Raw genomic sequence first — 25,392 nt, 5'->3', positions numbered from 1 at the left:
GCATCCTGGGATGCCTCAGTTAAACAGGATAACGATTTTGAACACCACGTTACTTAGTTTTTTCTCTTTGACAAGTAAGTCAGATATAAAGCGTGCAGGAAGGCGCAATTTTAGCCTCTCAGCGCCATGGTTGGCGGCAAAATACCGCGGTAGTTGCGCTGATTAGCGATTCTTCGCGTGATATATAGCGAACTTGTTGGTCTTATTTAGCGTCTCGCAATTAGAAAAGGCCTGTTCGATGATCGGCGGATATTTGAGAAAACTGTTGGCGACGATAAACAGCTGCCCCTTCGGTGCCAAAAAGCGTGGAGCATCCGCCAGCAGGGTTTCGGTGGCGCTGTAACTGGTTTCGAGGCCGGAATGAAACGGCGGATTGCTGACAATCGCCTGATAGTCGTCAGCGGTATCGGAATAGACATCGGAAGCGAATACTGTGCCGGATAAACCGTTGGCCGCCAATGTCTGTTGGCTGGATGCGACGGCCAGGGCGCTGATATCGCACATCTGCAGCTCTATGTCGGGGTTCAGTTTCGCCATCACCGCACCCAGTACACCGGCTCCACAGCCAAAATCAAGGACTTTACCGCTCAGTGGTGGCAGGCTGTCCAGCAACAACTGGCTGCCGAGGTCGAACTCGCCGTGGCTGAACACGCCCGGCAGGCTTTTCACTTCTATCTGATGCTCGCCGTACTGGACTTGGTAGCGCTTGAACCACTGCTCCAGCACGAACGGCTGTGGCACCTGGCTGCATTCGCCCCAGTAAAATGAACAACGACGTGCAGAGTCGTATTTATTAATCCTGCCGTAGGGTTGAAACATCTTCTCAATGCTCTTAACCCCTGAGCGGTTTTCTCCCACTACCACCACTTCACAGCCGGGACCGAGTCTGGCCAGCAGCATCGCCAGCAGGTATTCCGCTTCGGCTTTTGCTTTGGGCCAGTAAAGCAGCAGCATATCGGCCTGGGTTTCTGCCGTGAACTCGGCGCCAAAATAGCATTGCAACTTGCTGTTGCCGGTCAGGCGGCGGGCGTAGCCATAGTGGGTGGTAAATATCGAGACCGATGCGGCGTGTTCGGTCAGCTCCAGCGGCAGCAGATCTTCCACTTCTCCGGCCACCAGGACATGTTTTCCGGCGAAATAGTCGAACTGTCGCTGAGTGATTTGACTGGGGGCGGTATAGGCTGACATGCTGAACTCACATTTGTAAAAGAGAGGATTCTCGCACAATCCTCTCCCGGCTTGAAGCGCCTTGTGACACTAAGGTTATCTTTTATCCTGACGGTCCAGAAAGCCCTGGAATTCTTCTTCGTAGATATGAAATAGCACCATGGTAATGGCAAAGATTAACGGCCCGTAGATCAGGCCGATCAGGCCAAACAGGTGGATCCCGCCCAACAGCGAGAAGAAGATCATCAGGGTATTCATACCGGCTCCCCCCTGCATCAGCAGCGGTCGCAGTAGGTTGTCTATCGAGCCGACTACCGCAATACTCCAGATGGCGAGAAAGGTCGCCCAGCCAGTTTCACCGGTGAGCAGCAGATAACCGGCGGCCGGAATCCATATCAGCGCGGTACCGACCACCGGGATAAAGGACGCAAATCCCATCATGGTGCCCCAGAACAGGCCTGGGAAACCGGCCAGCCACATTCCCAGCCCGCCGGCGGCACCTTGCGCAATGGCGGTCAGAAATGAACCCATCACCGCAGATTTCGACACCTGCTCGATCTCGTCCAGCAACTTGTCTTCCTGACTGCGGGATAGAGGCAGTATGTGCCTAATGGCGGCAATGATGCTCTCGTGGTCGCGCAGCAGGAAAAACAGCACAAACAACATCAGGAAAAAGTTAACCAAAAAGCTGGTGGCATCGCCGAGGATCTTGGCGCTGATACCCACCAGGTTACTGCCGAGCGACGTGGCCAGCTGAGCCAGTTTCTTGGCGATATCCTGCGGGGCGACATCCTCAAATGGCAGATAACTGTTGACCAGTGACAGCGCTTTTACCACCCAGGGGTGCTCGAACAGCGTCTGAATACCGCCATTGGTAACCCAGTGATACAGGTCTTGGGCAAAGGAGGAGCCTTGCTGGACGATGGCACCAAACACAAACAGCAGCGGAATGACGATAATAAACGTCAGCACAACACATGACAGTAATGCTGAGACGTTGGGCGATTTAGGTAGCCGGCTGTCAAACCAGTTGTGAATCGGGAACATCAACAGTGAAATGATAAACGCCATCACGATGGAGTTGATATAGGGTTCGAGCAACAAGTAGCAGGCAAGACCTGCCGCCAGCAGAGCGATGATCAGTATCCAGTGGCTGGAGGTAATTTTGATGTTGTCGGGCACGCTTTCAATCCGGGTGGTCGAAGAATTGAATTAATAATGGCGCCAAAATTCTTGTAAATCAATCAACAACGGTAGTTTGTCCACCAAGCTGACCGATTGGACAGATGGTAAGCCTGACCATGGTTACAGGCGAATGGCAACAAAAAAGGCTGCCGAAGCAGCCTTTGCAAAGTTAGCAACAGGGGAAGTCTGTTACTCGCTTGCCAGAGTGGCAAAACAGCGGTCTGCCGCTTCCAGGGTCGCTTCGATCTCTTTTGGTCCGTGCGCCAGAGAAGTAAAGCTGGCTTCAAACGCCGACGGTGCCAGGTAGATGCCGTGGTCCAGCATCAGGTGGAAGAAGCGCTTGAAGCGTTCTACGTCGCATTTCGCCACATCTTCGTAGCAAGTAACGCGCTCCTGGTCGGTAAAGAAGAAGCCAAACATGCCGCCCACCTGGTGGACAACCAGTGGAATACCGTGTTTAGCTGCCAGCTCTTTAAAGCCGTCGGCCAGTTGTTTGGTTTTTGCCGCCAGACGCTCTTCATTGCCAGCTTCTCTCAGCACGCTCAGACAGGCGTAACCAGCAGCCATGGCAACTGGGTTGCCCGACAGCGTACCCGCCTGATAGACAGGACCGGTCGGTGCGATGTACTGCATCACTTCTTTGCGGCCGCCGAATGCGCCAACTGGCATGCCGCCGCCGATGATTTTGCCTAAGGTCGTCAGGTCCGGTTTGATGTTGTAGTACGCTTGCGCACCGCCCAGAGCAACACGGAAACCAGTCATTACTTCATCAAAAATCAGCAGTGCGCCTTCTTGATCACAGATTTCACGCAGCCCTTCGTGGAAGCCTTCAACCGGTGGAATACAGTTCATGTTGCCCGCTACCGGCTCAACGATAATACAGGCAATCTCACCCGGGTTGGCGGCGAACAGCTCACGCACTGAATCCAGATCATTGAAAGTTGCGGTCAGCGTGTATTTAGCGAAATCAGCAGGTACGCCCGGAGAACTTGGCTGACCCAGAGTCAGGGCTCCGGAACCCGCTTTAACCAGCAGGCTGTCAGCGTGGCCGTGATAGCAGCCTTCAAACTTGATGATCTTGTCACGGCCGGTGAAGCCACGCGCCAGACGGATTGCGCTCATGGTCGCTTCTGTACCGGAGCTGACCATACGCACTTGTTCCATGGAAGGCACCAGTTCAGAAACCAGTTCGGCCATGGTGATTTCAGTTTCGGTTGGAGCGCCAAAGCTCAGGCCACGCTGCGCTGCCTTGATAACCGCATCGCGGATAACGGCATGGTTGTGACCCAGCACCATCGGCCCCCAGGAACCGACATAATCGATATACGCTTTGCCATCAGCATCAAAAATCAGCGGGCCGTCAGCTCGGTCGATGAAGACAGGTGAGCCACCTACGCCATTAAAGGCACGAACTGGCGAGTTAACACCACCTGGAATGGTTTGCTGCGCCTTTTGATAAAGCTCTGCTGATTTGGTCATTGAAATTCCCTCATTTTGATTGCTAGGACCAATTTGGCCAGCATTGTACCTATCAGAGAATCAACTAGAAATGCCAGACAGCACAGAATGGCATTTTCTTACCCCAAATGGAGGATAAATTTCAGCAAAAAGCGCTTATTGATGCTTTGGCTGTGGTGAATACTTGAACGCGCCAGTCAGGTATTAGATAATCAACGTCATAAATAAAGACAGCAAATTGTCCGGTTGCAACCTGAACCAGGGTCTGCCAGAGACAAGAATACTAATGAGAGAGGTCGTCGTGAGCGAAGTCAACGTACCATTAACTTTTTCAGATGCCGCAGCTACGCGGGTTCAAGCGCTGATCGCCGAAGAGGAAAATCCGGCGTTAAAATTGCGCGTCTACATCACAGGCGGCGGATGCAGCGGTTTCCAATACGGCTTTACGTTCGACGAAAACGTCAATGAGGGGGATACCACCATAGTCAACAGCGGTGTCACCCTGGTGGTTGACCCTATGAGCCTGCAATACCTGATCGGTGGTGTGGTCGATTACACTGAAGGTCTGGAAGGGGCGCGGTTCTTTGTCAATAATCCAAATGCAACAACAACTTGTGGCTGCGGAGCCTCATTTAGTGTCTGATTTAATATGACGAAATGCAGTTAGTATCACACTAACTGCAACCAATTACGTATTAGGATGTGACGTAATAAAATGCAAAAGGATTGCCCATGTTTAGATTCTCTCCTTTCGGAGCGCTCAGTCAGCGACCCTGGATAGTCTCCCTGCTATTAGTCATCATCCTGTCACTATGGCTAGGATTAGGGGCCCTCAAGGCTGAGGAAAGTGCCCCGCCCAATGCCAAACAGCCGGTGCCGCTGGCTAAAGTCTCCTATCAAACCTTCATTGCCCAGCCCACAGACCGAGTCATCACGCTTTACGGACGAACCAGTCCGGACAAACAGGCGCAGCTTGGTGCCGAAATCGCTGGGAAAATCATTACCTTGCGAGTAGAAAAAGGCCAAGCAGTGCAACAGGGCGACGTGATCGCCGAAATCGACCAGGCGGATCTGGCCATCCAGCTAGAGCGGGCCGTGGCGATGCGCAAAGTGAAAGAGAAAGAATTTAACGCCGCCCAGTCGTTAAAAAGTCGTGGTCTGCAAGGGGAAGTGGCGTTTGCCAACGCCCAGGCGGCGTTAGTCGAAGCGCGGGCCAGTGTCGCGACGGCCAGACAAGCGATAAGCAATACTCAGGTTAAAGCCCCCTTTGATGGTATTGTCGATCACCTGTTTATCGAACGGGGCGATTTTGTCGGGGTGGGCGACCCGGTAGCCAAACTGATCGACCTGAAAAAAATCGCCATCGATGCCGATGTCAGCGAGCGCCATATCCAGGAACTGCGCCTGGGGCAATCGGCGCAGGTCCGTTTTCTTGATGGAGCCAGCGAAACCGGCCGGTTGCGTTACATCTCGCGGGTCTCTTCACCGGCCACCAATACCTTCCCGATCGAAGTCGAAGTGGCGAACCCAGAGCAGCGGATACCCGCCGGGATCAGTACCGAAGTGGCGCTGAACCTGCAGCAACAGCTGGCGGTCAAAATCACGCCGTCGATGCTGGCGCTGGACGATGTCGGTAACCTTGGCGTTAAGACACTGCAAAAGGACCGGGTTCATTTTGTACCGATCCAGCTGGTGAAAGCAGAACAGGATGGCGTATGGCTGACTGGTCTGGGCGAAAAGGTGGACATCATTACCGTCGGTCAGGGCTTTGTCCGCGATGGTGACCAGGTGATTGCGATCAATCAAACCGCTGCACAGACCGAGTAGGGAGGCGTTATGTACGCATTAATCGACGCCGCATTGTCCCGTACTCGTACCATGATGACCTTGCTGGTGCTGATCCTGATCGCCGGCATCGGCACCTATCTGACCATTCCCAAAGAGTCCAGCCCGGACATCACCATTCCGATTATCTACGTGTCCGTCGGCCATCAGGGGATATCTCCGGCCGATGCCGAACGCCTGTTGGTCAGGCCGATCGAACATGAACTGCGCTCGATCGAAGGGGTGAAAGAGATGACCTCAACGGCGTCGGAAGGCCATGCGTCGGTGATGCTGGAGTTCAACGTCGGCACCGATCTCAATAAAGCGATGACCGATGTCCGCGAAGCGGTGGATCTGGCCAAAGCGAAACTGCCCCAGGACAGTGACGAACCCACCGTCAATGAAGTCACTCTCGCTTCGGCCGAGCCGGTGTTATCCGCGGTGCTGTATGGTACTGTGCCGGAGCGCACCGTGGTGCAGATCGCCCGTCAGCTGCGCGATAAACTGGAGAGCTACCGCCAGGTGCTGGAAGTGGATATCGCTGGCGACCGGGAAGATATCGTCGAAATCATCGTCGACCCGCTATTGATGGAAAGCTATGGCCTGGATCAGGCGGATATTTATAACCTGATCGCGCTGAATAACCGGGTGGTGGCGGCGGGATTCGTCGACACCGGCTATGGCCGTTTCTCGGTCAAAGTGCCTTCGGTGTTCGACTCGCTGAAAGACGTGCTGGATCTGCCGGTTAAAGTCGATGGTAAACAGGTGATCACATTCGGGGATGTCGCCACAGTCCGGCGCGCCTTTCGCGATCCGGAGAGTTTTGCCCGCCTGGAAGGGGAATCGGCAGTCGTGCTGGACATCAAAAAGCGCGCCGGTGAGAACATCATTGAAACCGTTGAACTGGTGAAAGCGGTACTGGAACAGGCCCAGCTGCGCGAAGACTGGCCCAACAACCTGCGGGTAAAATACACCCTGGATCAGTCGAAAGATGTCCGGATCATGCTCAACGACCTGCAGAATAACATTCTGTCAGCGATCATCCTGGTGGTGATCGTTATCATCGCGATCCTGGGAGTTCGCACCGCCCTATTGGTAGGGATTTCGATACCCGGATCGTTTCTGACCGGTCTGCTGGTGCTGTCAGTGTTTGGCCTGACGGTCAATATCGTGGTGCTGTTTTCATTGATCATGGCGGTCGGCATGTTGGTGGACGGCGCGATCGTGGTGACAGAATTTGCTGACCGGCGGATGCAGGAAGGCATGCCGCGTCGCCAGGCCTATCGGGATGCGGCTAAGCGCATGGCCTGGCCAATCACCGCTTCAACCGCCACTACTTTGGCGGCTTTTGCGCCGCTGCTGTTCTGGCCGGACATTACCGGCGAATTTATGAAGTTCCTGCCGCTGACCCTGATCGCGACCCTGACCGCTTCGCTGGTGATGGCGCTGCTGTTTGTACCGGTGCTGGGCGGGATCATCGGCCGGCCGCAGAATGTCAGCGCGCAGAACCGGGCTGAGATGGTAGCGCTGCACGAGGGCGATTTTTCCAAAGCAAAAGGCATTACCCGACTCTATTATCTGACGCTGTCTGTGGCGATTCGCCACCCGATTAAAATTTTCCTCAGTGCCGTTTTACTGGCGGTGGCGATCGGCACGGCTTACTTTAAAGCCGGGCTAGGGATGGAGTTTTTCCCGGAAGTGGATCCGCCGTTTTTCACCGTCAAAGTCCGCTCGTACGGTGACTTGTCGATTTACGAAAAAGATAGCCTGATGCGCGATATCGAGCAGGTGATGCTGGGGCATGAAGAGTTTGAAAGCGTCTATACCCGCACCGGCGGTGACGACCAGATCGGACAGATCCAAATTACCCCGGTCGACTGGCAGTACCGGCGTAAAGTCAAAACCATTATCGACGAACTTAAGCAGGCGACGGATAAATTTGCCGGGGTAGAGATCGAGTACAAGTTCCCTGAAGCCGGACCGCCGGTTGAACATGATCTGGTGATCGAAATGTCCTCGCGAGACAACAGTCAGCTCGATGCCGCCGCCAAGCAGGTACGGCACTGGGCGGATAATTATCCGGCCTTTGTCAATCTGAGCGATACCTCCAGTAAAGAGGGCATAGACTGGCAGATTGATATTCGCCGTGACGATGCATCCCGTTTTGCCGCCGATGCCACCTTAGTGGGGAATACGGTTCAGTTTGTCACTAACGGACTGAAAATTGGTGACTATCTGCCGGACGATTCCACCGAAGAGGTGGATATTCTGGTGCGCTACCCGGAAAACAAGCGTGATATCGGCCGTTTTGATGAACTGAGAGTCAAGACCGCTGCCGGTCTGGTACCGATCACCAACTTTGCCGATATTATCCCCAACCACAAGCAGGACACCATTCGCCGTATTGACGGCCAGCGGGTGACCAAAATTATGGCCGATATGGCGGAAGGGTATAACTTGGCACTGGAACTGCCTAAAGTGACCGAAGCGCTGAATGAACTGGGATTGCCGTTCGGGGTGGAGTTCCGCATTCGTGGCCAGAATGAAGAGCAAGAACACTCGTCGGCATTTTTGACCAAAGCGTTTGTGGTGGCTCTGGCGGTGATGGCACTGATCCTGATCACCCAGTTCAACAGCTTTTACCAGGCGTTTTTGATCTTAAGTGCGGTGCTGTTTTCTACCGTTGGTGTATTTGCCGGGCTGCTGATTTTCCAGAAACCGTTTGGCGTGATCATGTCCGGTATTGGCGTGATTGCTCTGGCGGGGATTGTGGTCAATAACAATATCGTTTTGATCGATACGTACAACCAGTTGTTAAGGCGCGGACTGGATAAGCGCGAAGCGATCCTGCGAACCGGGGTGCAGCGTTTGCGTCCGGTCATGCTGACCACCATCACCACTATATTAGGTTTGTTGCCTATGGTGCTGGAGATGAATATCGATCTGATCAATCAGCGGGTCGAGTTCGGGGCTCCGAGCACTCAGTGGTGGTCGCAACTGGCCACAGCGGTTGCCGGTGGGCTGGCGTTTGCCACTGTACTGACCCTGGTTTTGACCCCATGTCTGTTGATGTTAGGTAAAAGCCATCACCTGGAGCAGGAGAGCGAGCAAGCCACCGAAGAGAAGTCGTTGGCAGAAAATACTCATGCCACTGACGATAACCGACCTCAGCTCAGCGACAATTCAGCACCGGAAGCGAAAGCCAGCTGAATTAGCAATCACCCCCAGTGAATACGAATCAGCCCACCAAACGGTGGGCTGATGTATTTACGTGAGTGGAGCTCATGGGCCGCACCGCTGGGGCATTGCCTGGCGTGAGTCGGGCTAGTCCGCGCGGGCAAACAGCAGCTTGCCATAGCGATCCAGTTCACCCAGGCGCCGTTCTGCATTGGCAAGAAAAGTCTGTTTCGCTTTTCCAGTCAGTGACTTAGATTGCGGTAGTTTGACTGTGCGCGGGTTTTTGTGCACGCCATTGACCAGGAACTCATAATGCAGGTGAGGACCGGTAACACGACCGGTTCCGCCAAGCGTACCAATCACTTGCCCCTGCTTAACCCGCTGACCGGTTTTCACCGAGCGGCGTTTTAAGTGCAGGTACTTAGTGATGTAAGTGTTACTGTGACGAATAAACACATAGTTACCATTGTACTGGTTGTAGCTGGCCTGTTGTACGATACCGTCACCCGCGGCCCATATCGGCGTACCGACCGGGGCAGCATAATCCGTGCCGCGGTGTGGGCGTACTTTTCCTGTCACCGGATGTTTACGACGCGGATTGAAATTGGATGAGACGCGACGGAAATCCACCGGTGAACGCAGGAAGGCTTTTTTCATCGCACGGCCGTTCTGGTCATAGTAGTTGCCGCTGTGATCGTCGAGAATCGCCTTGAAAGTCTCGCCCTGGTTAGTAAATTCAGCGGCAATGATTTTTCCGCGGCCGATCACTTCGCCTTCGACCACCTGCTCCTGATAGAGCATCTTGAACTGGTCGCCCTGGCGAATATCAAGGGCAAAGTCGATATCCCAGCCAAAAATACCAGCCAGTTCCATGATCTGATTGGCAGTCAGTCCGGCTGAAATACCGGAATTCCAGAAGTTGGAGCTGATGGTCGCTTCGGCATAGTTGTATTGGTAATAGACCTCTTTGGCATCGACGCTATAACGGTAACTGTCGCCACTTTTGGTGATCAGTACCGTCTCATAAGCGTTGAGCGGACGGCGTAACTGAACTAACTCTTGATTGCTGTTGAAACCAAATTCCAGCACGTCACCAGGCCGGAGCCGAGTGAGCTGCTGCTCGATCTCTTTGCTGCTGGAGGTGAGCTGATACAGTAAACGGGAAGACAAACCGATACGCTGAAAAAGTACCGCAGCACTTTCACCATTGCCTATGGTATATCGTTTCCAGTCCAGTAACGCATCGTCTTCGATCGGTTGACTGACGCTCAATGCGGTTGGGTCAATAGCCAGTGGATAAAGGCGGCCCACTTGATAGTGGTTTTTTTCTTCTCTCAGGTCGTTTGGGTCGGGAAGAAAAAACAGCGCCACGACTATCAGGGCACTAAACAGAGCCATCAGTACTCGGTGAATCCATGGTAATCGTGCGAAAATAGCTAACATCTTGGAGTTCGTTACATAAATTAAAATAAAAATAGCGGACTGATTAGTCTAACTGGTTTCAAAAAGCATCGCTATTCAAGTAATATGTCCAACCATTATATTTTTGCCAATTTGCGGGAGTGAACAAGAATGGCGAGTATTGAAGCAGCACTGGCCGAGATCAAGCGTGGTGTTGAAGAACTGATCCCTGAAGAAGAACTGATCAAAAAGCTAGAAGAAGGCCGTCCACTGCGAATTAAGCTGGGCGCCGATCCAACCGCACCTGATATTCACCTTGGCCACACCGTCATTCTTAATAAGCTGCGTACCTTCCAGGCACTCGGTCACGACGTGACGTTCCTGATCGGTGACTTCACTGGGATGGTCGGCGATCCGACGGGCAAAAACAGCACTCGTCCACCTCTGACCCGTGAAGATGTGCTGCGCAATGCGGAAACCTATAAACAGCAGGTGTTCAAGATCCTTGACCCGGCTAAGACTAAGATCCAGTTTAACTCCGAGTGGCTGTCTGAGCTTGGCGCTGAAGGTATGATCCGTCTGGCGGCCAATCAGACCGTGGCCCGTATGCTGGAACGGGATGATTTTAAGAAGCGCTATGCAGGCGGTCAGCCGATTGCGATTCACGAATTTATGTACCCGCTGCTTCAGGGCTACGATTCGGTCGCGATGGAAACTGACGTTGAGCTGGGCGGTACCGACCAGAAATTCAACCTGCTGATGGGGCGCGAACTGCAGAAATCGAGCGGCCAGAAGCCTCAGGTGGTATTGATGATGCCACTGCTGGTTGGCCTGGACGGCGAGAAGAAAATGTCCAAATCGGCCAACAACTACATCGGTATCAATGAAGCCCCGGGTGAGATGTTCGGTAAGCTGATGTCTATCTCCGACGACCTGATGTGGAGCTACTATGAACTGCTCTCTTTCCGCACGCTGGATGAGATCGAACAGTTTAAACATGAAGTAGCTAACGGTAAAAACCCGCGTGATATTAAGATCCTGCTGGCGAAAGAGATCATTGCCCGTTATCACAGTGAAGCCGATGCCGATGCCGCTGAGCAGGAGTTCATCAACCGCTTCCAGAAAGGCGCGATCCCAGATGAAATGCCAGAATTCAGCTTTGCCGCCGGTATTCCGGTCAGCAACCTGCTGAAAGATGCCGGCCTGTGTGGCTCCACTTCAGACGCGATGCGGATGGTGAAGCAGGGGGCGGCGAAGATCGACGGTGAAAAAATCGCTGACGCTAAACTTACCCCAGCAGCCGGCACCTATGTGTTCCAGGTTGGTAAACGTAAATTTGCCCGTATCACCATCGCTTAACTCAGTGGATCTCGAGCTAAATCAAAAAGCGCCTCAGGGCGCTTTTTTTGTGCAGGTTTTATAACGCAGGATAAACCAGGTTTCGAAGATCAGCAGGGCGATAATGGCGTATTGCCAATGGGTGCCTAACGCGACGAAATAGAACACACTGCCCATCGAGAGCCAAATCAGCAGCAGTGACTGCCATTTTTCTCGCCAGGTTAATCCCTGATTCTGTTTTAGCCGGCTGGCGATTGGGCCAAGGCGGGGATGGTTCAGCAGCCACTGCTGGAACTTGGGTGAGGCGACACCAAAACAGTATAGTGCCAGCAGAATAAATGGTACGGTCGGCAGCAGCGGTACGGTGACGCCAATACTGCCGAGGATCACACAGGTCCAGCCCACACACAGGTAGCCTTTGCGCTTGATCTGTTCTCTGGTCCGGCGCGGTTTGTCTGTCATCGGGTTGATTTCCTTTGCTCTGTACTCAGTTAGTATGGTGGTAAGTTGCTGGTTCGCCAAGTTTTTCCGCACCAAGACAAAAATGGCTGAAGTTGCCGCTGGAATTTGCTACACTCGCGCCCGCTGTCAGTTTGGCAGTATATCCGGAGATTTTTATGAACAATACCGACCATCCCCCTAGTATCAAGGGAGAGAAATAACCCGCTTCGGTATTGGCGATCTTTGGCTCTACCAAGTGGTAGAGTGCCCCTTTCTCTTTTGCACCTCTTCAAGTTGTTTTTCTCCTGCAACGCTAGTTCACAATGACCCAATCAGCCACATCGGCTTAGACGCTGTCTGTGTTGCGGTATAGGTCATTTGATGGTCGTTACCTATTGCCAATCGGGAGATTCGCCATGTCGGTAATGAGCAAAACTTATTCTGAAACATCTGGCCGCTATTCAGTGGCTGAAATCGGTGCGGCGCGTAAGGCGTTTTTGCACCACGATCTCGACCAGCAATTGAAGTTGCTGAAGGTGATGCCGATTGAAGAGGCGGTGGCGATACTCAATCACTGCTCTGTTGGCTATGTGCACAGCTTGCTGGCCAACCTGGAACTGTTGGGAGAGGACAAACGGGCACGCCATTTTGCCCACCAACTGGGCTTGATCCATTCTGAGGTAGAAACCGCCAGTGGTTACCTGGAAACCAGCGTATTGCAGCATGTTAAACAGCGCATCGGCTGGATCATCGCACTGGCCCTGCTGGGCATCGTCTCGGGGATTATTATTGCCGGTTACGAAGATACCTTAAGCCAGTTGGTATTGTTGGCGGTTTATATGCCGGTGATTGCGGCTGCCGGCGGCAATACCGGTTCGCAGGCGGCGACGCTGGTGATACGGGCTCTGGCGACCGGTGAACTGCGAAAAAGGCAGTGGCTGGCGGTGGTGTGGAAAGAGAGCCGGGTTGCTTTGTGCCTGGCTCTGGCCATTGCCGCTGTCATGGTGGCCCGGATCCTGTTATTCAGCCCTGAGAGCAGCAGTGCCGGCTTTGACCTGCACATGATCGCGCTGGCTATTGCGGTGGCGCTGTTTATACAGGTGTCAATCTCCACGACTTTAGGCGGTGTGTTACCAATTATCGCCCGGGCTTGCCAGCTCGACCCTGCCGTACTGGTCAGTCCCGTGCTGGCGTCTATCGTCGATATTTCAGGAATGTGGATCTATTTTTCGGTGGTTAATGCGTTTCTAGGCTTACGCTGAGAAAAGGCCACTACATCCTGGTAAAACGCATTCTCAAACCGGGTGATCGGCGCCACTGATGCCGTGTCGCCGAGCTGTTTTTCGGGCGGATGGTATTCGCTGACAAACTGAACGAACAGCACATTGGGCCGGCCTTGTTGATCAAGGCCGAATCCAGCCATATTGTAACTGCCATAGACAGAGCCACTCTTGGCGATGATTTTCCCTTTGACGTCAGGCTGGCGCATGCTGCGTCGATAATGCAGGGTGCCGCTCAGCCCGGAAGTGGGCATCTTGGCCAGCAAGCCTAGTTTCGTGTCGTTCTGCCACAAATAACGCAGCACCGCGCTCATCTGCTGACGGCTGACCCGGTTATTGCGCGACAGGCCGGATCCATCGGCGAGCTGAGCTTCAGAGAGATCAATGCCGGCCTGGGCAAATAGGATCTGTTTGATCGCTTCGGTGCCGTTACGAAAACTGCCTGGCTGGATATAAAATTGTCGGCCAAGGGTTTTGGTTAAGCTGTCCGCAATCAGGTTGTCGGAATCCTGCAGCATCTGCTGCAACAACTCTGGCAGAGGGGCCGAGGAGTGGCTGACGATCAACTGCCGCTTGCCGTGGGTCGGTCTGCCGATTTTTATTTCGCCTTGCAGTTCAATACCCATTTGACGCAGCAGGCTGTACAGGGTGCGCTGGGTATAGCGGCCAGGATCCTGCACCGCAAATTTCAGCGGTAGCGGTTTATCCCGTTTGACCAGGCAGCCTTGCAGCTGATACTGGTTGTTCGGCTGGGTGACAAGCTCCAGATCGCATTTGTTCGCCTGCTGTTCAGTTTCGCTGACGCTGACCGCAACAGTGGAGGCATGTATAGGAAAATGCTCCGGCACGTAAACGCGGGTAGTGCCGTCTGGCTGGCTGGCAATAGAGCCATTTACACAGTTACCATCCAGACTGATACTGGTGGCGGGTGCGCTGTAACAGACACCGAGAATGTCCCAGGGCCAGCCGACGGCGCGGTCATAACCGCCGAAAGCGCTATTATCCAGCCAGATATCACCTTTAATCTGTTTTAAACCTGACTTGCGGGCGGTGCGCAGCATCTGCTCCAGATCGGCGCGCATTAATGTCGGGTCTCCGCCAAATTCGAAAATAAGGTCATGCTGGTTTTTGAACAGACGGGTCTGGAAGCGAAACTCGTCGCCTAACTCTAGCTTAGCGGCCAGGGCGGTAACCAGTTTTAGGGTACTGGCAGGCGGGAACAGCTGGTTGGCGTCACCTTCGGTGAGCAGTGTCTGGCCGGATTCCAGCTGCTCGACAACTAAGGTGCTGCGGCTTCCCGAAGGCAGGGCATCCAATGGGGAGTATTGTGCCGCAGCCGGCAGGGAACTCATCACGGAGAGTGGGATCAGTAAGTGTCGCAGTGATTTGAACATGGTAACCCATTAAATCTGATAGTCGTCTAGCCTAAGGTTTATGTTAGCACGTACATACCGTGTGAATAAGGGCAACAAAGCGATAGACGATAAAAAAGAGCCCGCGCAGCGGGCTCTGTATGCAGTGGAATCGAGTTGAGTCTGAATGCTTAGAAGCTGTACTTCAGGCCCAGACGCAGGGTGTTTTCAACGTCATACGCTGGAGTAGTTACATAAGCGATGTCTTCTTTATCCAGGTTGTTGATCAGGTAAGACATATAGGCGTTCAGGTTTTTGTTAAACGCGTAGTCACCAGTCAGTTCAAAGAAATCCGTCGCGTTGTATTTCACGCCACCATCTTTGATTTCAGTGTTCTGGTAAGCCCCCTTCAGCGAGAAAGCATCAGTGAAAGCATAGATCGCCGCGAATTCCATACCTTCGAACTCTTGGTTGGCTTTGTCGTTAATATCACCTTTGGTGTAGGTTGCACCCAGGTACAGGGCGTCAAAGGTGTAGTTCAGACCAGCAATTGTTGCTTGTGACTTACCGTCTTTATTACCGTTACCGTCGTTATTGTCGTTGGCAGAGTAACCCAGACCAATACCCAGACCGAAAGGCAGACGGTAGATACCAGAAACGCCGTAACCGTCAGTGTGTTTTTCTTCACCGGCAATGTAGCTGGCTTTTACTGTCAGAGCATCAAACTCACCAGTGTACAGGATGGTGTTGTTGATCTGCTCGTTACCTGCGTTGATGAACTCTTTCTGTGCACCGGTAAATGTGGTGACGTCAGACATTTGTGAAATCTGTACCGCCGCAGTATCCTGGCGACCGAACGACACCGCGCCCATTTCGCTCTTCAGACCGGCAAACAGGTAACGCTGTTTGAAATCTTTAGTTGATTCATTATCAGCAGAGGATTTCACGCCCTGTTCTGCTTCGTAGAAACCAAAACCGCTTAGCGCTTCGGTGATCTCAGTGGTACCACCAACATTGAGGCGGAAACGGCTGTTGTTCTGCATGGTGCCGTCGATTTTTTCACCAGAGGTTTTTCCACCAAAATCGCCACGGAATTCGGCGCGGCCGCCAACGGTCAGTTCAGTGCCGTCTTGGCTGTAAACGGTTGCTGCTTGGGCGCCAGTAGCCAGTGTGGCAACTGCCAGAGAAATCAGAGTTTTTTTCATTGTATTAAGTCCTATTATGCTGTCCTGAATATCATGACGGCAAAGCCAGGATATTGTGCTAAGCCGCATGGGCAGTCCGTAGCTTTGTTTAATTTATCCCGTTGATTCATAGAGATACGGTAATAAGATGCCCGTCTGCTCGACCACCGTTTTACAGGCAAAGTTTCATCGACTGATAGTAAAATGATATAAATATTGATTTTGAATGATGTTTTATTGATGATTGCTTGTTAGTTAACTTGTTGATATTAAGTCGGTATTGGTGAATTATTGCAATCGGGTGCTTATGTGGCGGTTTTAGATTTATTTAGAAATAATTAGATAATCTATTGGTTGTTTTTTGGGCTTTTTATGGTTTGCATCTGCGCTGTATTCAGTTAAGGTTGATCAAAAACAGACCAAGACAAATTGTGGTGATTTCGTCCTAAAGTTTGTTTACACTAGAACAAATAAATACATTCATGCACTACCTAATCCTCGCGATTAGGTAGTTTTGTTTTGTCCAAAGTACGCTTTGGCATAGAGGTATACAATGGAAAAAGTCCCAATGACTATACGCGGTGAAAAGAAACTGCGTGAAGAACTCGACCAACTACTAAAGCTTCGTCCAAAAATTTCCGAAGCAATTGCGGAAGCACGTGAATTGGGCGACTTGAAAGAAAACGCTGAATATCACGCTGCGCGTGAAGAGCAGGGGATCTGTGAAGCGCAGATCCGTGATATTGAGTACAAGCTGTCGGTTGCCCAGGTAATTGACGTTGCCAAGATGGAAAACACCGGTAAAGTGATTTTCGGTTCAACTGTGACTCTGATTGATATTGATACCGATGAAGAGAAAACCTACCAGATCGTCGGTGATGATGAAGCGGATATTAAAGCCGGCTTGATCTCTGTCAGCTCTCCAATTGCCCGTGGTCTGATCGGTAAAATGGAAGGCGATGAAGTACAGATTGTGACCCCTGGTGGTGAGCGTGATTTTGAAATCGATCGGGTAGAATACCTGTAATTTCGTCAGCTAGTTCCAATAAAAAAGGTCGCTCATGCGACCTTTTTTGCCCAATACCCGCCGTTGTAATCGCTCTACCGTGCGAATACCTTCGCAACTTGCAAAGGTTTGCCCACGGTGAGACAGACGGGGGGAGAACTACTTACGAGGCAGTTCGATTTTTCGCTCTTCGCTCTGACGGTACAGAACCAGTACCTTACCGATAACCTGCACTTTTTCCGCACCGGTTTCACGCACGATGGCATCAACGATCAGGTTTTTAGTGTCGCGATCTTCAGCGGCCACCTTCACTTTGATCAGCTCGTGGTGGTTGAGGGCAATGTCGATTTCCGCTAGCACTGCTTCAGTAAGTCCGTTTGCGCCAAGTAGTACAACTGGTTTCAAGTTGTGTGCTAAGCCTTTCAGGTGCTGCTTTTGTTTGGTGCTTAAGTTCATTTCGCGGCCAATTTTCTTTAATATGAGGGTTGAAAAGCGTCATTTTAACGCCATCTATCCCTCAAGACTATATTTTCTACCATACTTTATTATGTGGTGGACTGTTTGTTAGGAAACCCATGAGTAAGCAGAAGCATTCAGCCAGTTCAGGTCGTTGGCTCAAAGAGCACTTTGATGATAAATACGTCAACGAAGCAAAAAAGAAAGGTTACCGTTCCCGTGCTATCTTCAAAATTGAAGAGATCCAAAATAAGGATAAGTTACTAAAACCTGGTATGACGGTGGTGGATCTGGGTGCCGCCCCGGGTGGTTGGTCGCAATACGCGGCGAACATTGTGGGTGAGCAAGGTCAGGTGATTGCCTGTGATATCCTGCCGATGGATTCTATTGCCGGAGTGGCATTTCTGCAGGGTGATTTCCGGGAAGAATCGGTGTTGGATGCGTTGCTAGAACGAATTCAGCCTGACATGGTCGATGTGGTGATGTCAGATATGGCGCCGAATATGGCGGGTAACCAGTCTGTTGACCAGCCTAGAGCCATGTATTTGGTAGAACTGGCGCTGGATATGTGTCGACAAGTTCTGGCTGCCAATGGTAGTTTTGTGGTGAAAGTATTCCAGGGAGAAGGCTTTGACCAGTATGTAAAAGACGTCCGTGAGATGTTTAAAGTTGTTAAGATTCGCAAACCGGATTCGTCCAGAGCGAGATCGCGTGAAGTATATATTGTAGCCACCGGTTACAAAGGTTAACCATTTGCAGGGCTCTGCGGTCGTTAACACTATGGCTACAGCATATAAACTGTAGTACCCTACCTTTAATTACAATTAGTTATCGAGAGGCTGACACCTTGAGTGACATGGCAAAAAATTTAATTCTGTGGCTAGTCATCGCTGTAGTATTAATGTCGGTATTTCAGAGCTTTGGCCCTGGAGATAGTAACGGCAGAGCAGTAGATTACACCACATTTGTGCAGGAAGTAGGTCAAGGCCAAATCCAGGAAGCGACGTTCAAAGGTGAAGAAATCACGTTTGTTCGCCGGGGAGGTGGCGCGCGTTATGTTACTTACATGCCAGTCTATGACCAAAAGCTGCTGGACGATCTGATCAATCAGAATGTCAAAGTACAAGGTACACCGCCTGAGCAAGAAAGTTTACTGGGAACCATTTTTGTATCCTGGTTCCCGATGATTCTGCTGATCGGTGTCTGGATCTTCTTCATGCGCCAGATGCAGGGTGGCGGTGGCAAAGGCGCCATGTCATTCGGTAAAAGCAAAGCTCGGATGATGAGTGAAGAGCAGATCAAAACCACATTCGGCGACGTAGCCGGTTGTGATGAAGCTAAAGAAGACGTTAAAGAGCTGGTGGACTACCTGCGCGATCCGAGTCGCTTCCAGAAACTGGGTGGTAAGATCCCTACCGGTGTTCTGATGGTCGGTCCTCCAGGTACCGGTAAAACCTTGCTGGCGAAAGCGATTGCCGGTGAAGCCAAAGTACCGTTCTTTACTATCTCTGGTTCCGATTTCGTTGAAATGTTCGTCGGTGTGGGTGCCTCTCGGGTGCGTGACATGTTCGAACAGGCCAAAAAGGCCGCACCTTGTATCATCTTTATCGATGAGATCGATGCGGTAGGTCGTCAGCGTGGTGCCGGTGTCGGTGGTGGTCACGATGAACGTGAACAGACCCTGAACCAAATGCTGGTAGAAATGGATGGCTTTGAAGGTAACGAAGGGATTATCGTCATTGCCGCGACTAACCGTCCGGACGTACTGGACCCAGCCTTGCTGCGTCCAGGCCGTTTCGACCGCCAGGTTGTGGTCGGCTTGCCGGATGTACGCGGTCGTGAACAGATTCTGAAAGTACATATGCGTAAAGTGCCTTTGGCCGGAGACGTGGAACCATCTCTGATCGCGCGCGGTACGCCAGGCTTCTCAGGTGCCGATCTGGCTAACCTGGTCAACGAAGCCGCGCTGTTCGCTGCCCGTGGTAACAAGCGCAACGTCTCTATGGTTGAGTTTGAACTGGCAAAAGACAAGATCATGATGGGCGCAGAGCGCCGCTCGATGGTGATGTCGGAAGAGACCAAAGCGTCGACCGCTTATCACGAAGCGGGCCACGCTATCGTGGGACGTTTGGTGCCAGAGCACGATCCGGTTTATAAAGTATCGATCATTCCGCGCGGCCGGGCACTGGGTGTGACCATGTACCTGCCTGAGCAGGATCGTATCAGTATGTCGCGTCAGCATCTTGAGTCGATGATTTCCAGTTTGTATGGTGGTCGTTTGGCGGAAGAGCTGATCTACGGTCCGGAGAAAGTCTCGACCGGCGCATCTAACGATATTGAACGTGCTACCGATATCGCCCGTAAGATGGTGACCCAATGGGGCTTCTCTGAAAAGCTGGGTCCTCTGCTCTATGCGGAAGATGAAGGCGAGGTGTTCCTGGGCCGTAGTGTGACTCAGACCAAACATATGTCGGACGATACCGCTAAACTTATCGACGACGAGGTTCGCAGCATCATCGATCGCAACTATGAGCGCGCAAAACATATCCTGGAAGAAAACATGGATATCATGCACGCGATGAAAGATGCGCTGATGAAATACGAAACCATCGATGCCGGTCAGATTGATGACCTGATGGAACGTAAAGAGCAGATTCGCGAGCCGGCAGGTTGGGGTGACAGACCTAAATCAGATGATACGCCAAAATCAGACGATAAACCTGCTGCGCAATCAGATGCTGAGTCCAGCAAAGCTGAGGCCAAACCTGAAGCAACAACCTCTGTTACTCCAGCGGATAAGCAAGACAGCGAATAATTGTTTTTAGTCAATAAAACCCCGAGTTAGCTCGGGGTTTTTGTATTTGGGAGTAGTGGTTGGAACATGATTATTTACGCAAACAACAAGCAACTGGACCTGTCTCAGCCGCAGGTAATGGGCATTCTCAATGTTACTCCGGACTCATTTTCAGATGGTGGCCAGTTCGATAGCATTGAACGGGCATTAGCTCAGGCAGAAAAAATGATCGCAGCCGGGGTCACTATCATCGATATTGGTGGTGAATCGACCCGGCCAGGCGCGGCGGATGTCTCGCTGGAAGATGAGCTGCAACGGGTAATACCGGTGATCAAGGCGATTCGTCAGCGCCACGATGTCTGGATTTCAGTCGATACCAGCAAAGCCGAAGTGATGGCGCAGGCCGTGGCGGCCGGCGCGGATATTATCAATGATATCCGTTCCTTGCAGGAACCGGGTGCGCTGGAAGTCGCGGCGAAAGCTGGTGTACCGGTGTGCATTATGCACATGCAGGGACAACCCCGTACCATGCAGGAGAATCCGGTTTATGATGACCTGTTGCAGGATGTCGCGCAGTTTTTAGAGCAGAGATTGTCAGTGTGTGAGCAAGCCGGCATCCCGCGTGAACAAATTATCTTGGATCCGGGCTTTGGCTTTGGTAAAACGGTGCAACATAATTATCGCTTGTTGGCACACCTGGAAGATCTGCATCGGTTTGGCTTACCGATCCTGGCGGGTATGTCGCGCAAATCCATGCTGTTTAAGCTGCTGAACAAACAGCCTGCTGAGTGTATGGCGGCCAGTGTCAGCTGTGCGACCATTGCGGCCATGAAGGGTGCTCAAATTATTCGGGTTCACGATTTCGCCGAGACGTTAGATGCTATGGCGGTTGTGAATGCCACCCGAGACAACTACTAAATAATAATTAAAGGAAATCTTCATGTCAGATAAAAGAAGATATTTTGGCACTGACGGAGTACGGGGCAAAGTAGGTCAATACCCGATCACGCCGGATTTTGTGTTGAAGCTTGGCTGGGCTGCGGGGCGCGTACTGGCGCAACAGGGCACTAAGAAAGTCATCATAGGTAAAGATACCCGTATCTCAGGGTACATGCTGGAGTCTGCGCTGGAAGCGGGCTTGGCAGCGGCGGGATTAAAGGCCACATTCACCGGGCCGATGCCGACCCCGGCGGTGGCGTATCTGACCCAAACCTTCCGGGCTGAAGCGGGGATTGTGATCTCTGCATCACACAACCCTTATTATGATAACGGCATTAAATTTTTCTCATCAGAGGGGACCAAGTTACCGGATGAGATTGAGCTGGCTATCGAAGCCGAACTGGACAAAGACATTGAGTGCGTTGAGTCGGCTATGCTGGGTAAGGCAACGCGTCTGAACGATGCTGCGGGCCGATACATTGAGTTCTGTAAAAGCACTTTCCCGAGCAAGTTGAGTCTGTCTGGTATGAAAATTGTGCTCGATTGTGCTCACGGAGCAACCTATCACATCGCACCGAGCGTTTTCACTGAACTGGGTGCGGACGTTATCGCGATGGGCATCGAGCCTAACGGCACCAACATCAATGATGAAGTCGGTGCAACGGATGTCCGCGCATTGCAACAGCGCGTTGTCGCCGAACAGGCGGATCTGGGCCTGGCTTTTGATGGCGACGGTGACCGGCTGATCATGGTGGATCACCTGGGCCACAAGGTAGATGGTGACCAGATCGCCTACATCATTGCCCGTGATGCCCAGCGCTGCGGCAGGCTGGAAGGTGGCGTAGTCGGCACGCTGATGACCAACCTCGGCATGGAAAATGGCCTGAAAGAGTTGGGCATTCCGTTTGTTCGTGCCAAAGTGGGCGACCGCTATGTGATGGAGCAACTGCTTGAAACCGGCTGGAAAATAGGCGCGGAAAACTCAGGTCATATCATTTTGCTGGATAGAGTAACCACCGGCGATGCGATTGTGGCGGGTCTGCAGGTACTGGCATCGATCGTTGGCAGCGGTTCTTCACTGCATCAACTGTCACAGGGGATGACCTTGTACCCTCAGGTGCTGGAAAATGTGCGTTTCGCTGGTGACAGTAATCCGCTGGAAGCTGCAGCCGTGAAAGCTGCCGTGCAAGCGGTCGAAGCCGAACTGGGTGAGAAAGGGCGGGTATTGCTGCGCAAGTCGGGTACCGAACCACTGATCCGGGTGATGGTGGAAGGTGAGGACGCTGAGTTAGTCCGCTCTTCGGCACTGCAAATTGCTGATGCAGTAAAAGTGAACTGTTAGTTATTGAAATTTAGGTAGAATAGACCGTCGTAACATAAACAGTTCCAGGCGGTCTAATAACTAAAGATACAGATTTGCCCTTTTTTTGACCGTTTGACGGTGAAGTCTGTGATTTTTGCTAATTTCTACTTGTCAGCGGGAAAGGCTTTCGTTAGTATTGCACCGCCTTCGTTGAGGAGGTGCGCTAGCCTTGTTCTGTTACTCAGGTATGGAGCGGCGCTGGCTCAACAATTTGGAACATAGGTGGAAAATATGTTTAGTGTTCTACTTGTGATTTACCTGTTGGCTGCGCTCGGTGTAATCGGCCTGGTGTTGATTCAGCAAGGTAAAGGCGCAGATATGGGAGCCTCGTTCGGTGCAGGCGCATCAAATACAGTATTTGGCGCAAGCGGCTCAGGAAATTTCCTAACCCGAATGACTGCAATTTTTGCAACCGTATTCTTTATCATTAGTTTGGTGTTGGGTAACATGTCTACCCACAAAACTGAATCTCAATGGATTGACCCTACTCAAGGTCAAGTGATTGAGCAAGCTGATGATACTGTGAGTGAAGCTGCCGCTACAACAGGCGACGAGATTCCTCAATAAACTGATTCAGTGCCGAGATGGTGAAATTGGTAGACACGCTAGCATGAGGTGCTAGTGCCTTAGGTGTGAGGGTTCGAGTCCCTCTCTCGGCACCATTTAGTTTACAAACTTGTAAAACACCTTGTTGGGCGTATAATGCACAGCAAGTCGGACGCGGGGTGGAGCAGCTTGGTAGCTCGTCGGGCTCATAACCCGAAGGTCGTCGGTTCAAATCCGGCCCCCGCAACCAATCCTCTTGGATTTGTAGGCAAGTTTGTGCAGTGGTGAAGTGTGTATGGCGTTATACGACTGTATCGACTCAACTACTGCGGTAAATGACCCAGATAACCTATCTGTTCATTTACTCTATCAGGGTCCAGCAACAAAAACCCCGACTTTCGGGGTTTTTTGTTATCTGAATTTTTGTTTGGCAAAAATCAGATAATTGCTTGGAATATACATTGGGCTCTGAGCCCTTTTTTTGTTTCTGGAGTGGTTTAAATGACTGGTTTAGAAAGACAACTTACTGAGATGCTGGAAGCGCCTGTGGAAGCGGCCGGATATGAGTTAGTTGGATTAGAGTTTATCCGTGCAGGAGAACACTCAACGTTGCGCATCTATATTGATCACGAGAATGGTATCAATGTAGACGACTGTGCTGAAGTTAGTCATCAGGTCAGCGCTGTATTGGACGTCGAAGATCCGATCTCAGTGGCATATAACTTAGAAGTGTCTTCGCCAGGTTTGGAGCGACCACTTTTCAAACCCGCACATTATGAGCAATTTATTGGTCACGAGGTCAGCATTGTTTTGAAAATGGCAGTGGGCAACCGTCGCAAGTGGAAAGGTATCATCCACTCTGTTGAAGGTGAAACTGTCACCGTAACCGTTGACGGGCAGCAAGAACACTTCGCCCTTAGCAACATTTCAAAAGCTAACCTGATCCCTAAATTTTAAGTCTTAGAGGCTGGAAAAATGAGTAAAGAAATTTTAGCGGTTGTTGAGGCGGTTTCGAACGAGAAAGCGGTACCTCGTGAGCGTATCTTTGAAGCGCTGGAAATTGCGCTGGCAACGTCTACTAAAAAGAAATACGAAATCGAAATTGACGTTCGCGTTGCCATCGATCGTAAAACCGGCGAATTTGATACATTCCGTCGCTGGTTGGTAGTGGAAGATGTTGAATTCCCGACCAAAGAGATCTCACTGGAAGCGGCACAATACGATGATGACAGTGTTGAACTGGGTGATTACATCGAAGAAGAAATCGAATCGGTTACCTTTGACCGTATTACCACCCAAACAGCCAAGCAAGTTATCGTGCAGAAAGTTCGCGAAGCTGAGCGCGCGCAGATTGTTGAACAGTTCATCGACAACGAAGGTGAGCTGGTAACTGGCGTAGTGAAGAAAGTAAACCGTGACACCATCATTCTTGATTTGGGTAACAACGCAGAAGCGGTTATCCTGCGTGATGATCAACTGCCACGTGAAAACTTCCGTCCTGGTGACCGTGTCCGTGGTCTGCTTTACAAAGTCGCGCCGGAAGCCCGGGGTTTCCAACTGTTTATCACTCGTTCTAAGCCGGAAATGCTGGCTGAGCTGTTCCGTGTCGAAGTGCCGGAAATTGCTGAAGAAATCATCGAGCTGAAAGGTGCGGCGCGCGATCCGGGCTCTCGTGCCAAGATCGCTGTGAAAACCAACGACCGTCGTATTGACCCTGTTGGTGCCTGTGTTGGTATGCGTGGTGCACGTGTCCAGGCGGTATCTGGTGAACTGGGCGGCGAGCGTATCGACATCGTGCTGTGGGACGACAATCCGGCACAGTTTGTTATCAACGCGATGGCTCCGGCTGACGTAGCGTCTATCATCGTTGATGAAGATGCCCATGCAATGGATATCGCGGTTGAAGCGGATAACCTGGCACAGGCTATCGGCCGTAACGGCCAGAACGTGCGTCTGGCGTCTCAGCTGACCGGTTGGGAACTGAACGTAATGACGGTAGAAGATCTGCAGAACAAACATGCAGAAGAATCTCAAGCGTCACTCGAGAACTTTATGAAGTATCTCGATATAGAACAAGATTTCGCAGAATTGTTGGTGGAAGAAGGTTTCTCTACTCTGGAAGAGATTGCCTACGTTCCGGTCAACGAACTGCTGGAAATTGAAGGTCTGGATGAAGACCTGGTGGAAGAGCTGCGTACTCGTGCTAAAAATGCACTGACTACACTTGCGCTGGCTCAGGAAGAGTCATTTGAAGGACTTGAGCCTGCTGAAGACCTACTGTCTCTGGACGGTCTTGAGCGTGAAATGGCTTACAAACTGGCAGCAAAAGGTGTTGTGACACTAGAAGACTTAGCTGACCAGGGTATTGACGATTTAGAAGGTATTGACGGACTGACAGAAGAACGTGCGGGTGAGCTAATTATGGCGGCGCGTAATATTTGTTGGTTCGGCGAAGACGCATAATTCAGCAAGGGAGGAAGC

General features: G+C 51.6%; 21 protein-coding genes and 2 tRNA genes. 15 read left to right on the top strand and 8 right to left on the bottom strand.

Annotated features, from left to right (window positions below):
• Nucleotides 1-162 precede the first annotated feature (162 nt).
• The 3 genes from rsmC to hemL form a co-directional block, all read right to left on the bottom strand.
• Nucleotides 163-1,188 carry a 16S rRNA (guanine(1207)-N(2))-methyltransferase RsmC gene (gene rsmC, locus ACQY6F_RS00525; RefSeq protein ID WP_428771373.1) on the bottom strand — a complete coding sequence of 342 codons (1,026 nt, stop codon included), beginning with the start codon at nt 1,186-1,188 and terminating at the stop codon, nt 163-165.
• Between the two features lie 75 nt (nt 1,189-1,263).
• Entirely contained in the window at nt 1,264-2,349 is a 1,086-nt protein-coding gene (locus ACQY6F_RS00520; protein ID WP_428771371.1) for an AI-2E family transporter, read from the bottom strand.
• Nucleotides 2,350-2,541: 192 nt separating this feature from the next.
• Nucleotides 2,542-3,831: a glutamate-1-semialdehyde 2,1-aminomutase gene (gene hemL / locus ACQY6F_RS00515; protein WP_428771369.1), complete on the bottom strand. Its 1,290-nt coding sequence runs from the start codon at nt 3,829-3,831 to the stop codon at nt 2,542-2,544.
• A 280-nt stretch (nt 3,832-4,111) separates the two neighbouring features.
• On the opposite strand from hemL, the gene erpA reads away from it, so the two are divergent.
• The 3 genes from erpA (at nt 4,112) to ACQY6F_RS00500 (ending at nt 8,844) form a co-directional block, all read left to right on the top strand.
• Nucleotides 4,112-4,453, top strand: a complete 342-nt coding sequence (gene erpA, locus ACQY6F_RS00510) for an iron-sulfur cluster insertion protein ErpA (protein WP_428771367.1) — start codon at nt 4,112-4,114, stop codon at nt 4,451-4,453.
• A gap of 89 nt (nt 4,454-4,542) precedes the next feature.
• Nucleotides 4,543-5,637: an efflux RND transporter periplasmic adaptor subunit gene (locus ACQY6F_RS00505; protein ID WP_428771365.1), complete on the top strand. Its 1,095-nt coding sequence runs from the start codon at nt 4,543-4,545 to the stop codon at nt 5,635-5,637.
• A 9-nt stretch (nt 5,638-5,646) separates the two neighbouring features.
• On the top strand, nt 5,647-8,844 hold the full coding sequence (locus ACQY6F_RS00500; RefSeq protein WP_428771363.1) for an efflux RND transporter permease subunit: 3,198 nt from the start codon (nt 5,647-5,649) through the stop codon (nt 8,842-8,844).
• Nucleotides 8,845-8,958: 114 nt separating this feature from the next.
• Here ACQY6F_RS00500 and ACQY6F_RS00495 read toward each other — a convergent pair whose 3' ends face one another.
• Complete coding sequence (locus ACQY6F_RS00495) at nt 8,959-10,254, bottom strand: peptidoglycan DD-metalloendopeptidase family protein (protein ID WP_428771361.1); 1,296 nt, start codon at nt 10,252-10,254, stop codon at nt 8,959-8,961.
• 129 nt (nt 10,255-10,383) lie between these two features.
• On the opposite strand from ACQY6F_RS00495, the gene tyrS reads away from it, so the two are divergent.
• A complete protein-coding gene (tyrS, locus tag ACQY6F_RS00490; protein WP_428771359.1) occupies nt 10,384-11,571 on the top strand; it encodes a tyrosine--tRNA ligase in 1,188 nt (395 codons plus the stop codon).
• Between the two features lie 33 nt (nt 11,572-11,604).
• Here tyrS and ACQY6F_RS00485 read toward each other — a convergent pair whose 3' ends face one another.
• Nucleotides 11,605-12,012, bottom strand: a complete 408-nt coding sequence (locus ACQY6F_RS00485) for a YbaN family protein (protein WP_428771357.1) — start codon at nt 12,010-12,012, stop codon at nt 11,605-11,607.
• A 395-nt stretch (nt 12,013-12,407) separates the two neighbouring features.
• On the opposite strand from ACQY6F_RS00485, the gene ACQY6F_RS00480 reads away from it, so the two are divergent.
• On the top strand, nt 12,408-13,253 hold the full coding sequence (locus ACQY6F_RS00480; RefSeq protein ID WP_428771355.1) for a magnesium transporter: 846 nt from the start codon (nt 12,408-12,410) through the stop codon (nt 13,251-13,253).
• On the opposite strand, the gene dacB is transcribed toward ACQY6F_RS00480, so the two are convergent.
• Entirely contained in the window at nt 13,214-14,665 is a 1,452-nt protein-coding gene (gene dacB / locus ACQY6F_RS00475) for a serine-type D-Ala-D-Ala carboxypeptidase (RefSeq protein WP_428771353.1), read from the bottom strand. The genes ACQY6F_RS00480 and dacB overlap by 40 nt on opposite strands.
• A gap of 149 nt (nt 14,666-14,814) precedes the next feature.
• On the bottom strand, nt 14,815-15,828 hold the full coding sequence (locus ACQY6F_RS00470; protein WP_428771351.1) for a porin: 1,014 nt from the start codon (nt 15,826-15,828) through the stop codon (nt 14,815-14,817).
• 532 nt (nt 15,829-16,360) lie between these two features.
• Here ACQY6F_RS00470 and greA point away from each other — a divergent pair.
• The gene (gene greA, locus ACQY6F_RS00465; RefSeq protein WP_428771349.1) at nt 16,361-16,834 is read left to right on the top strand and encodes a transcription elongation factor GreA; all 474 of its coding nucleotides are present in this window, start codon (nt 16,361-16,363) and stop codon (nt 16,832-16,834) included.
• 138 nt (nt 16,835-16,972) lie between these two features.
• Here greA and yhbY read toward each other — a convergent pair whose 3' ends face one another.
• A complete protein-coding gene (yhbY, locus tag ACQY6F_RS00460; RefSeq protein WP_428771347.1) occupies nt 16,973-17,269 on the bottom strand; it encodes a ribosome assembly RNA-binding protein YhbY in 297 nt (98 codons plus the stop codon).
• 119 nt (nt 17,270-17,388) lie between these two features.
• Between yhbY and rlmE the strand changes: the two genes are divergently transcribed.
• The 9 genes from rlmE (at nt 17,389) to nusA (ending at nt 25,374) form a co-directional block, all read left to right on the top strand.
• Nucleotides 17,389-18,018 carry a 23S rRNA (uridine(2552)-2'-O)-methyltransferase RlmE gene (rlmE, locus tag ACQY6F_RS00455; protein WP_428771345.1) on the top strand — a complete coding sequence of 210 codons (630 nt, stop codon included), beginning with the start codon at nt 17,389-17,391 and terminating at the stop codon, nt 18,016-18,018.
• 107 nt (nt 18,019-18,125) lie between these two features.
• On the top strand, nt 18,126-20,084 hold the full coding sequence (gene ftsH / locus ACQY6F_RS00450) for an ATP-dependent zinc metalloprotease FtsH (protein ID WP_428771343.1): 1,959 nt from the start codon (nt 18,126-18,128) through the stop codon (nt 20,082-20,084).
• A gap of 66 nt (nt 20,085-20,150) precedes the next feature.
• On the top strand, nt 20,151-20,981 hold the full coding sequence (gene folP, locus ACQY6F_RS00445; RefSeq protein ID WP_428771341.1) for a dihydropteroate synthase: 831 nt from the start codon (nt 20,151-20,153) through the stop codon (nt 20,979-20,981).
• A gap of 22 nt (nt 20,982-21,003) precedes the next feature.
• Nucleotides 21,004-22,344 (top strand): phosphoglucosamine mutase, encoded by a 1,341-nt coding sequence (gene glmM, locus ACQY6F_RS00440; protein ID WP_428771339.1) that lies wholly within the window; start codon nt 21,004-21,006, stop codon nt 22,342-22,344.
• A 252-nt stretch (nt 22,345-22,596) separates the two neighbouring features.
• Nucleotides 22,597-22,932, top strand: coding sequence for a preprotein translocase subunit SecG (gene secG / locus ACQY6F_RS00435; protein ID WP_428771337.1), 336 nt, complete (start codon nt 22,597-22,599; stop codon nt 22,930-22,932).
• Nucleotides 22,933-22,943: 11 nt separating this feature from the next.
• Nucleotides 22,944-23,027, top strand: a tRNA-Leu gene (locus ACQY6F_RS00430).
• Nucleotides 23,028-23,084: 57 nt separating this feature from the next.
• Nucleotides 23,085-23,161: transfer RNA gene (locus ACQY6F_RS00425), tRNA-Met, on the top strand.
• A 251-nt stretch (nt 23,162-23,412) separates the two neighbouring features.
• Nucleotides 23,413-23,868, top strand: coding sequence for a ribosome maturation factor RimP (rimP, locus tag ACQY6F_RS00420; RefSeq protein ID WP_428771335.1), 456 nt, complete (start codon nt 23,413-23,415; stop codon nt 23,866-23,868).
• An 18-nt stretch (nt 23,869-23,886) separates the two neighbouring features.
• Complete coding sequence (gene nusA, locus ACQY6F_RS00415; protein WP_428771333.1) at nt 23,887-25,374, top strand: transcription termination factor NusA; 1,488 nt, start codon at nt 23,887-23,889, stop codon at nt 25,372-25,374.
• The last annotated feature ends 18 nt before the right edge of the window (nt 25,375-25,392 follow it).

It is taken from the genome of Vibrio sp., from assembly GCF_050299255.1.
Lineage (GTDB): Bacteria > Pseudomonadota > Gammaproteobacteria > Enterobacterales > Vibrionaceae > Vibrio.
The sequence above is the reverse complement of the archived record's forward strand: the minus strand, read 5'-3'. Positions and strand labels throughout refer to the sequence as shown.

What these genes read in the sequence shown, in the direction of transcription:
- hemL (WP_428771369.1), bottom strand. Translation starts at nt 3,831, where the DNA reads ATGACCAAATCAGCAGAGCTTTATCAAAAGGCGCAGCAAACCATTCCA.
- rlmE (WP_428771345.1), top strand. Translation starts at nt 17,389, where the DNA reads ATGAGTAAGCAGAAGCATTCAGCCAGTTCAGGTCGTTGGCTCAAAGAG.
- folP (WP_428771341.1), top strand. Translation starts at nt 20,151, where the DNA reads ATGATTATTTACGCAAACAACAAGCAACTGGACCTGTCTCAGCCGCAG.
- ftsH (WP_428771343.1), top strand. Translation starts at nt 18,126, where the DNA reads ATGGCAAAAAATTTAATTCTGTGGCTAGTCATCGCTGTAGTATTAATG.
- greA (WP_428771349.1), top strand. Translation starts at nt 16,361, where the DNA reads ATGGAAAAAGTCCCAATGACTATACGCGGTGAAAAGAAACTGCGTGAA.
- dacB (WP_428771353.1), bottom strand. Translation starts at nt 14,665, where the DNA reads ATGTTCAAATCACTGCGACACTTACTGATCCCACTCTCCGTGATGAGT.
- ACQY6F_RS00480 (WP_428771355.1), top strand. Translation starts at nt 12,408, where the DNA reads ATGTCGGTAATGAGCAAAACTTATTCTGAAACATCTGGCCGCTATTCA.
- ACQY6F_RS00500 (WP_428771363.1), top strand. Translation starts at nt 5,647, where the DNA reads ATGTACGCATTAATCGACGCCGCATTGTCCCGTACTCGTACCATGATG.
- ACQY6F_RS00505 (WP_428771365.1), top strand. Translation starts at nt 4,543, where the DNA reads ATGTTTAGATTCTCTCCTTTCGGAGCGCTCAGTCAGCGACCCTGGATA.
- rsmC (WP_428771373.1), bottom strand. Translation starts at nt 1,188, where the DNA reads ATGTCAGCCTATACCGCCCCCAGTCAAATCACTCAGCGACAGTTCGAC.
- tyrS (WP_428771359.1), top strand. Translation starts at nt 10,384, where the DNA reads ATGGCGAGTATTGAAGCAGCACTGGCCGAGATCAAGCGTGGTGTTGAA.
- ACQY6F_RS00470 (WP_428771351.1), bottom strand. Translation starts at nt 15,828, where the DNA reads ATGAAAAAAACTCTGATTTCTCTGGCAGTTGCCACACTGGCTACTGGC.
- ACQY6F_RS00495 (WP_428771361.1), bottom strand. Translation starts at nt 10,254, where the DNA reads ATGTTAGCTATTTTCGCACGATTACCATGGATTCACCGAGTACTGATG.
- yhbY (WP_428771347.1), bottom strand. Translation starts at nt 17,269, where the DNA reads ATGAACTTAAGCACCAAACAAAAGCAGCACCTGAAAGGCTTAGCACAC.
- glmM (WP_428771339.1), top strand. Translation starts at nt 21,004, where the DNA reads ATGTCAGATAAAAGAAGATATTTTGGCACTGACGGAGTACGGGGCAAA.
- nusA (WP_428771333.1), top strand. Translation starts at nt 23,887, where the DNA reads ATGAGTAAAGAAATTTTAGCGGTTGTTGAGGCGGTTTCGAACGAGAAA.
- rimP (WP_428771335.1), top strand. Translation starts at nt 23,413, where the DNA reads ATGACTGGTTTAGAAAGACAACTTACTGAGATGCTGGAAGCGCCTGTG.
- ACQY6F_RS00485 (WP_428771357.1), bottom strand. Translation starts at nt 12,012, where the DNA reads ATGACAGACAAACCGCGCCGGACCAGAGAACAGATCAAGCGCAAAGGC.
- secG (WP_428771337.1), top strand. Translation starts at nt 22,597, where the DNA reads ATGTTTAGTGTTCTACTTGTGATTTACCTGTTGGCTGCGCTCGGTGTA.